Below are 347 nucleotides of genomic sequence, written 5' to 3'. Positions count from 1 at the left end.
AGCCTTATAATTATTAAAAGTGTGCATTAATGACAAAAAATTATAATAGCTTAAGTCTATAAGCAATTCCTTTCTATTTTCTTTATAGTATTTATATATGTTTTCAAAAACTTCTAATACAACAATAGGCATTTCGTTATTCTTTTTTAATTCGGTCATTAATGATGAACTTCTTTGAAAATAATAATATACAGCATTATTGTTATAAACTATTTTTGGATTATGTGCCAATAGTCTATAGAAAAAATCAACATCTTCGGCTATTCTGTAATCAAGAAATTCAATCTTATTTTTTATTAAAAACTCTTTTTTTAATAATTTATTCCAACATACAGCAAGAGGATATT

The 347-nt window shown here is 22.8% G+C and carries 1 pseudogene; it reads right to left on the bottom strand.

Annotation, left to right across the window (positions count from 1 at the left end):
• Window positions 1–347, bottom strand: a pseudogene (locus EZH24_RS13625) (glycosyltransferase family 2 protein); the annotation flags it as partial.

This window comes from Brachyspira catarrhinii (genome assembly GCF_005518285.1).
GTDB classification, from domain to species: domain Bacteria; phylum Spirochaetota; class Brachyspiria; order Brachyspirales; family Brachyspiraceae; genus Brachyspira; species Brachyspira catarrhinii.
The sequence above is the reverse complement of the archived record's forward strand: the minus strand, read 5'-3'. Positions and strand labels throughout refer to the sequence as shown.